This window comes from Rhodococcus sp. G-MC3 (assembly GCF_030063335.1).
GTDB lineage: Bacteria > Actinomycetota > Actinomycetes > Mycobacteriales > Mycobacteriaceae > Rhodococcoides.
In genome coordinates this window covers 1-7840 of sequence record NZ_JASISW010000009.1, presented here as the reverse complement: position 1 = coordinate 7840, position 7840 = coordinate 1, and the positions used below count along the sequence as shown (strand labels likewise).

Below are 7840 nucleotides of genomic sequence, written 5' to 3'. Positions count from 1 at the left end.
TTGGGACACTGATCGGTCGCGACGCTGTTCGTCGGAGGAAAAGCAAGGCGTTGTCGATCAACGTTCAGTCCGTTCTCGAGCATGCGGCGAGTGTCCCAGGGGATTGGTCCTGTTCACAGGTCTTCTGCATGGCTTCATATAGGTCTTCGGCACGGCTTCACATGAGCTTTCGGCACAGCCTTCTCGGCCATGAGGGCCCATTTACGTTGGTTCGTTGCGCGCCGTGCCGTGGATTGGCCATGCGAAGGAGACGCCGGCACAACTGGCTCCCACATTGTCCGAGATGTGCCACTTCTTCGATTCGAACGGTCCTGACGACTCGGATACGACTCCGATCGCGGCAATCAGCATCGACGCCCCCTCCCGTGCGTACACACCACCGACCGCGCCAAATGCTTGCACTTCGCGCGCCACCTACTCTTCGCGATCTGCGAACTTACAGTAGTTGTCCGCCACTTTTGTTGCGGATCACTATTGAAGAATCGAGCCTACTTGACTGATTGTTACAACTCGTACCGAGTCGTGAGATACCGGTCGGATTGCTTCGGCTGAATGAACCCCGTTCGTTCATTTCGCCGGTCGACAACAGTCCGAACCGAACCGAAGTTGGTTTCACACGTCGTCTCCGGATTCTCGGATTGTTTTGCGGCCTCTCGTGATCGCAGCCAAGATGAACACCCCTGCCGCGATGCACAGCAGAATTTCGGGGATCGCCCCAAGATCGGTCGCGACGGTCGTGTCGTCCCTGAGTTCAATGCGTTGCGTGAGGGCCGCGGGGACGAACAAGTCGGATTGCTGCAAAATCTCACCTCGGGGCGAGACTGTTGCGCTGATTCCACTCGTGGCAGCAACGATGACCGGGCGGCCGTGCTCGACCGCTCTGATCCTGGACATTGCGAGTTGCTGGTAGGTCATCTCGGTATCACCGAATGTCGCGTTGTTCGTGGGAATGGCAATGAACTGCGCGCCGGCTCGGACCGATTCGGTCAGCGCACGATCGAATGCAACCTCGTAGCACGTGGCAATACCCACGGCGACGCCGGCGGCGTGGACGACGCCGTTACCGGTTCCAGGGACGAAATAACCAGCGCGATCGGCATATTCAGAGAACAAACGGAAGAAACTGCGGTATGGAAGGTACTCACCGAAGGGTTGAATGATCTTCTTGTCGTGACGCTCCCCCGGACCGTCCACACCATTCCACACGATCACGGAATTGGTCGTTGTTCGATCGGCGTTCACGAGTACCGATCCCACAAGTATCGGCGCTCCGATGGCCTCGGACGCAGCAGTGATCTCCTCCGCAGCATCGGAATTGCGCAACGGATCGATGTCCGAGGCGTTCTCAGGCCACACCACGAGGTCCGGCTTGGGCGTTCGACCGGCAGCCACGTCGTCGACGAGCCGGAAGGTCTCCCGTACGTGGTTGTCGAGCACCGCCCGGCGTTGCGCGTTGAAGTCGAGACCGAGCCGAGGGACGCTGCCCTGTATCGCCGCAACAGTGATCGTGCGACCCCCGTCCGTACTGCCCCCACCCCCAGTGCCATCGGCGACCTCGACATCGTCGGACGCAAGGGTCGGAATCAGGGCAACAGCCACCAACGACGCGGCCACGGTTGTGGCGAGGGCAGCCGTCCATCCCCTGATCGTTCGACGGCCGGTCGCCACGGCGACAACAGCGGCAAGCCCTGTTCCAGTCAGCGCCACGCCGAAGCTCAGAAGAGGAGCTCCGCCGATACTCGCCAGTGGCAGTAGCCATCCGTCGGGCTGGCCGAACGCCACACGGCCCCAGGGAAATCCGCCGAACGGAAACGACGATCGTAACCATTCGACCAAGCTCCACGCCAGCGCAACAGAGAGCGGCCACCACCTCGACCTGCCGAGGATCACGACGACAACACCGAACACACCTATGTAGACCGATTCAACCGCTGCCAGCGCCAACCACGGCAGTGGACCGACGTACACGCCGATCCAGGGGAGCAACGGAACGAAGAACCCGAGACCAGTCAGGAATCCGTATCCGAAGCCACCCTTCTTGGAGACACGGATGCCCCCGCTGGTGCTGATCAGAACCGTAACGAGCAGTGCAAGTCCAACTGGGGCAAGGAACCACAGATGCCGCGGAGGAAAACTCGCGAACAGCAGCAGTCCCGCAGCGACCGCCGCGATGCTGGTCAGACCGATGCGGACGGATGCCGCACGCATCGAATTCGCCCGGTCGGCGACGCGCTCATCAGGCTTCATGAATCACGCGACCGCGGTGAACAGTCCGAACGCACCGCGGACGTGCCGCGTCCGCTTCGAGGGAAGGCAGCGCGGGGACGCCGGCACGGGGGTCCGTCGACCACCGCGCGACGCCATCCGCAGGTGCTCTCACCACCAGCTCGTCGACATCCCACACTGCGTAACTTGCCGGCGCTCCCGGCACGAGGGTTCCCGCCAATCCGTCGCGTACGCCTCCTGCGCGCCAGGCACCCCGTGTTGCCGCCGAGAATGCCGCCCGGGGAGAAATCGCACTCCCCGGTGTCCGATGACGAACGGCAGCTCCTACCATGGCCCACGGATCGATCACGGTGACGGGCGCATCGGAGCCGAACGCAAGCGATACACCAGCGGATGCGAGTCGCGCGAACGGGTTCAACTCTTTGGCACGATCGGATCCCAGGCGGTAGGAATACAGTCCGCCGTCACCACCCCACAATGCATCGAACCCCGGTTGCATGCTGCCGATCACACCCCACGCTGCAAGTTTCTGCGCTTGAACATCGGTGACCATCTCCATGTGTTCGACTCGATGCCCGAGGGACGCGAGGGTAGGGCCGCCGACCCGACTCGCGACGCGCGCGAGCGCATCGGTGACAGCCCCGACAGCGCCATCACCGATTGCGTGGAACCCCGCCTGAATTCCCGCCTCGGTGCAAGCGTCGAGATGGGCCGCGATCGCATCGACATCCTGGAAGGCAATTCCTGTGCCTGCTGTATCGGCGTAGGACTCGGTCAGCCACGCGGTATGCGAACCGATCGAACCGTCGACGAACAGATCGCCGCCCAGCCCGTCAGCACCTGTCTCTGCAAGCAGCGCACGCGCACTGTGTGCATCCTCGACCGCTTGCCCCCAGTACCCCCGCACCTCCACGCCGTGTTCGGCTGCGAGAAGTTCTCGAAAATCCAGCAAGCCCGCGATGTCGGGTCCGCCGCATTCGTGCACCGCGCAGATTCCACGAGACGCAGCGAAGTCGAGCGCGGCCGAGCGCGCCTCACCGCGAACTCTCGAATTCAGGAGCGAACGTGCGAAGGCACGGACAGCATGGTGGGCATCGGCAGTCAACGGCTCTTCCGGATGAAATCCGATCGTCGAATTCGTCACCTCGCTCGCGCGCCGCAAAGGCGTCGAACAGGCTGCCGAGTGTGCGTCGATGCGTGAGAGATACACATTGCGGCCCGGCGCGACCTCGTCGACGTCGGACGTGAGCAGCGAACCTCCGTCTACCCAGCTGGAATCGTCCCAGCCATGTCCCCACACGATTGGTTCTGCCGAACTCTGGACGTGGACGCGCAGGCGTTCGATGCATTCGAGTCTGGACGTGCAGCCACTCAGGTCGAGACCGACGAGCGCGAGCCCGAGTGCTGTGGTGTGCACGTGTGTGTCGACGAATGCCGGAGCTACGAAGCAACCGTCCAGATCGATCTCGAGGGCCCCCGGGTGCAGCGCGCGCCCGGTTCGGTCCTCACCGGTCCACGTGACCACGCCGTCGGTGACGGCCATTGCCGTTGCATCAGGAGCAGTAGGACTGTAGATCCGCCCGCCGAGAAGAAGTTGGGTACGCACGAGTGACGATTCTGCCCTCAGCGGGTCGGCTTCTCGAAATCCCGGCCGTCGATTTCGATGACGTGTCCTGCGCCGGGAGCACCGGCAGTGTCGGGGACGACCTCACCGTCGATCACAGTCGGGCGCATTCTTCCCGTCGCCGCATGGGCGGAGGGCATCCACCTCGCAGTGGCACGCAGCACCAACGGACGCAGAGCGCACCGAGTGGGCGGAAGCAACAGGAGGATGCCGAACGCCGTTGTGACCAAACCGGGAACGAACATCGCTACCGAACCGATGGCGAACAGCACACCGTCTGCTACGGCACCGCTGGGAGACCGTTCACCGTGACTGGCCTCTCGCAAACCTTCCATCACTCGCTTGCCCTGCGAGCGAACCAAAACCAAACCGACGGCAGATCCTGCCATCAAAAGCAGCACGGTCCACAACACGCCGATGGCGCTACCGACCGCTACCAACGCGGCGACCTCGACAATCGCATAGAGGATGAAGAGCGCAAACACTGTCGTTCCTTTCGTTGCCTGTCTACGCAACGAACGATGGTGCCCGTTTGATCCCGACTGATGCATCTCTGATGAAGGTAACGATTAGGTTCCGGGTCGAACCAGGCCTGTTTCGTAGGCGAGCACGACCGCTTGAACGCGATCCCGAACGCCCAGTTTTGTCAGAATCCGACCGACGTGAGTCTTGACCGTCGCCTCCGACAGAACGAGGTGAGACGCGATCTCGGCGTTCGACAGGCCGGTTGCCAGCGATTGCAACACCTGTCGCTCTCGACCCGTGAGCGTGTCGAGCATTACCGGATCGCGCGTGAGAACCGACTCCTCCGACATCAACCGTGACAGGAGTCGCTTGGTGACCTTCGGTGAGACCACAGCATCGCCCGCGGCAACACTCCGAATCGCCGATACCAGATCGTCCGGCGGTGTGTCCTTCAACAGAAACCCGCTGGCACCTGCTCGCAGTGCTCCCAGCACGTGCTCGTCGAGGTCGAACGTCGTCATCACCAGCACCCGAGATCTGGTCCGCAATTCCATGATCTTGGATGTCGCTCCGATGCCGTCGATGCCCGGCATCCGAACGTCCATCAAGACGACGTCCGGCTCCAACTCGGCAACACCGACGATGGCCGACTCACCGTCGGCAGCCTCACCGACGACCTCGATGTCGTCCTGTGCGTCGAGGACCATGGCAAGGCCCATACGCATCAGTTCCTGGTCGTCGACGATGAAGACTGTGATCGGCACGAGAACCAACCTAGCGTCAGTCGAGTGGCAACTCTGCTCGAACCCGCCACTGACCGTCGGGCGTGCGGCCGACGTCCAACGAGCCTTGAAGTACCGCAACCCGCTCGCGCATTCCCAGAACGCCGTTTCCTGTCCCCTGGACCGTTTTCGTCTCGGGCTCGGAACCGTTGTCGACGATCTCCACCAGTACGTCCTCGTCTCGCCGCACAACCGATACCCGGGCCTTGGGGTTGTGTCCCGCGTGGCGCAGGACATTCGTCAAGGACTCCTGGACCAGGCGGTGGATACCCAAACTGATTGCGGGACTGATGTCGTCGAGATTTCCCGTCTGTTCCAGTTCGACGTTGAGCCCGGCGCGCGCCATCATCTCGACCACCTTGGCCAGACCCGCAGTCCCGTACTGCGGCATGTCGTCGGTGTTCTGGGTGGTCCGCAGCAATGCCACCGTGCGGCGCAGCTCGGCCAGCGCGGTTCTGCCGGTCGCGGATATGTTGGCCACTGCTTGCTCGGCTCGCTCGGGGTTACGCCGAATGGCATAGGACGCACCGTCCGCCTGCACCACCATGACGCTGACCCCGTGCGCGATCACATCGTGAAGCTCACGCGCAATTCGTGTCCGTTCCATGGCGACGGCTTCTTCGGCGCGACGATCCCGATCGTATTCGGCCACCACCAGCTTCGCTTCGACGGCTTCGTCGTACGCGCGCCGTGCACCGTTGAACTCTGCCGCTATCCATGCCAGCGTGTACATCATCACGGTGAACAACAACGTCATGACGACGGCTTGCCGGAGTATCAGGAGCGAGAGGATCGAGTCTGCTGCCACGAACACCGCGAAGATCGCGGCGTCCCGGCGTCCGACATAGGCCACAAGGGTGTAGAGCATGATGGGTAGACCCAGCACTGCAAGGTGCAGATTGGCGGTCTCACCCGCAGCGGCGCTCGCGAATGTAGTGAACAACGAAGCAGCGCCCACCGCGGAAGCGACGATACGTGGGTGGACGCGCCGCCACGGTACAGGCAGAGTCAGTGCGAGTGTCGCGATGACGAATACGAGCCAGCTCTTCATCTCGACGTTGCTTATGAAGGCCGCGGCATCCAACACGAACAGTCCCGCTGCCAAGAGAGAGTCGGCCACGAAGGGCTGGCCCCTGAGCCACAGGCTGAATCTTCGCATGTGATTGAGTGTGCCGCATGACTGCGGCCGACTGGGGATTGCTGATGGTCGCGGCATTTGCTGCGGGGTGGGTCGATGCCGTTGTGGGCGGTGGCGGACTGATTCTCCTTCCAGCCATCCTCGTCGTCGCTCCGGGGCTCAGCGCTCAAGCCGCACTTGCCACAAACAAGATGACCGCCGTCTTCGGCACCTTCGCTGCGGTCGTGACCTTCTCGCGAAAGATCGCACTCGACTGGCGAGTGATGGTGCCCGCCGGTGTACTGGCCGCCGCCGCATCGGCGTGCGGAGCCGCTGCAGTCTCGTTGATCGACCGTGAGCTGTTCATCCCGATCATCATGGCCGTGCTGATCGGCGTCGCTGCGTTGGTCACCGCACGTCCGACGATCGGCACTGCGACCGGACACAATCCGCCGGGACGCAGAAAGTTCCTGATCGTCGTACTCCTCGCAGCTGGCGGTTTCGGTTTCTATGACGGGATTCTCGGTCCAGGCACGGGCACGTTCTTCATTATCGCGTTCGCAGCATTCCTCGGAACCGAGTTCGTTCGAAGCGCCGCGATGGCGAAGGTACTCAACTTCGGTTCGAACATCGGCGCACTTGTGTTCTTCGCGGTGACCGGCCATGTGATGTGGCAACTCGGCGCCGCGATGGCCGTCTGTAACGTCGTCGGCGCACTGCTCGGATCTCGCACGGCGCTCTCGCGCGGCTCCGGATTTGTTCGGATTGTCTTGCTGGTGGTCGTGATCGGCATGGTCATCCGCCTGGGTTGGCAACAATTCGGCTAAGTTCACTGCGTGACCTCGCCGACACAACGATCCGTTGACCAGGATTTCCTCGCACTGCCACTACGCGAGTTGGCGGACGCATCCCTCGATGCTGCACGCCGGGCGGGGGCATCGCACGCAGACTTCCGGATACACCGGTTGGTGACACAGGCACTGAACCTGCGCGACGGCGTCGTCCAGTCTGCTCTGGACAGCTCCGAGATCGGTTTGGCGGTGCGCGTCGTAGTCGATGGGACGTGGGGGTTCGCGTCCCAATCCGAACTGTCGGTGACTGCGGCACTCGACGCCGCTCGCTCGGCGGTCCACGTGGCGACCGCGCTGCGCGCACTCAATCGCGAGTCGGTCGAGCTGGCTGCAGAACCGGTGTACCGAGATGTCCGTTGGGTCTCGCCGTACGACATCGACCCGTTCTCGGTGCCGACACAAGACAAGGTCGAACTACTGGCCGACTACTCCGAACGTTTGCGGGCATCCGACGGTGTCGATCACGTGACCGCGTCCGTGCTTCAAGTGAAGGAACAGACTTTCTACGCAGACTTGGCCGGAAGCACTATTACCCAGCAGCGCGTGCGGCTTCACCCCCAGTTCGAAGCGACCACCGTCGATCAGTCTGCGGGCGCCTTCGAAACCATGAGGACACTGGCTCCCCCTGTAAGCCGGGGATGGGAGTACTGAACCGCACCGGGTTGTCCGGAGGCTTCACTTCTTAGGAGAATGAAGCCATGGCACGACCGGCAAGCAACTACCCCACCGAGCTGCGTGAACGCGCTGTCGGCATGTTCACCGAGATCCGCAAGGA

The 7840-nt window shown here is 62.4% G+C and carries 6 protein-coding genes and 1 pseudogene; 2 read left to right on the top strand and 5 right to left on the bottom strand.

Annotation, left to right across the window (positions count from 1 at the left end; translation table 11 throughout):
• Positions 1-612: 612 nt before the first annotated feature.
• The 5 genes from lnt to QMK17_RS12020 form a co-directional block, all read right to left on the bottom strand.
• Positions 613-2208, bottom strand: coding sequence for an apolipoprotein N-acyltransferase (lnt, locus tag QMK17_RS12040; protein ID WP_283509603.1), 1596 nt, complete (start codon positions 2206-2208; stop codon positions 613-615).
• A gap of 28 nt (positions 2209-2236) precedes the next feature.
• Positions 2237-3832, bottom strand: coding sequence for an amidohydrolase (locus QMK17_RS12035; protein ID WP_283509343.1), 1596 nt, complete (start codon positions 3830-3832; stop codon positions 2237-2239).
• 17 nt (positions 3833-3849) lie between these two features.
• On the bottom strand, positions 3850-4335 hold the full coding sequence (locus QMK17_RS12030; RefSeq protein ID WP_283509341.1) for an FxsA family protein: 486 nt from the start codon (positions 4333-4335) through the stop codon (positions 3850-3852).
• Between the two features lie 84 nt (positions 4336-4419).
• Complete coding sequence (locus tag QMK17_RS12025) at positions 4420-5079, bottom strand: response regulator (RefSeq protein ID WP_283509340.1); 660 nt, start codon at positions 5077-5079, stop codon at positions 4420-4422.
• Positions 5080-5095: 16 nt separating this feature from the next.
• Positions 5096-6256, bottom strand: a complete 1161-nt coding sequence (locus QMK17_RS12020) for a sensor histidine kinase (RefSeq protein WP_283509338.1) — start codon at positions 6254-6256, stop codon at positions 5096-5098.
• Between the two features lie 17 nt (positions 6257-6273).
• Here QMK17_RS12020 and QMK17_RS12015 point away from each other — a divergent pair, with 17 nt between their 5' ends.
• Positions 6274-7041 carry a TSUP family transporter gene (locus QMK17_RS12015; RefSeq protein ID WP_283509336.1) on the top strand — a complete coding sequence of 256 codons (768 nt, stop codon included), beginning with the start codon at positions 6274-6276 and terminating at the stop codon, positions 7039-7041.
• Positions 7042-7050: 9 nt separating this feature from the next.
• Positions 7051-7713: pseudogene (locus QMK17_RS12010) on the top strand (PmbA/TldA family metallopeptidase); the annotation flags it as partial.
• Positions 7714-7840: the final 127 nt, after the last annotated feature.